This window comes from Vibrio sp. 2033 (genome assembly GCF_033339735.1).
The window spans coordinates 1-704 of record NZ_JAWOVC010000345.1 but is presented as its reverse complement, the minus strand read 5'-3'; the positions used below and the strand labels follow the sequence as shown (position 1 = coordinate 704).

1 protein-coding gene is annotated in these 704 nt (G+C 44.5%); it reads right to left on the bottom strand.

Features of this window, described 5'->3' with window-relative positions; translation table 11 throughout:
* Positions 1 to 602 (bottom strand): transporter substrate-binding domain-containing protein (locus R7P74_RS26495; protein WP_318123631.1); only part of this gene is annotated, 602 nt, incomplete at its 3' end.
* Positions 603 to 704 lie beyond the last annotated feature (102 nt).

Sequence of the window (704 nt, the reverse complement as noted above, 5' to 3'; positions counted from 1 at the left end):
AACTTGTCCACCAGCGTCGCCGCTTCCACATTGGAAGTCACAGACACATCCGCTCTGCGAGCCAACAGCTCTTGGAAATCTCGCGCGGGGGCTTCAATCACAATATGCTGCGCCGATGGGAAGAACTCTTTCACCATTTTTTCTTGTACCGTACCTAACGTCGCAGCCACTTTCACATCGGGTTTATTAAAATCCGCCCAATCCGAGAATTTGGCGAGGTCTTTTTTCTGCACCACTGGCACAAACGCCAAGTAGAAATAGGGTTGGCTATAACCAGCCACCTTCGCACGCGACATGTTTAAAGACGCACTGCCAGTGATGTCGTACTTGTTGGCCGTAATGCCATTAACCAGCGTTTTCCAATCGGTGGCAACGTACTCCACTTTGACACCCAAATCTTTAGCAAGCTCAGTTGTGACATCAATATCAAAACCACGATAACTGTTCGTGGCTGGATCTTTCATTGTCATCGGATTCCAGTCCCCAGTCGTCCCTACTCTCAACACGCCTTTATCCAGAATCTCTTGAAGACGGCTCTGAGCATGAACAACTTGAGTGACCATAAGTAGACATATTCCTAGCGCAAACAAAATCTTTTTCATTTTTATTCCCTTAAAAATAATGACCTTATACGGTTTAATTATTAACCTTTATTACAACCCCATTGATAACATAGCAGTAACAATGGAAGTTTTTTAGTTAAT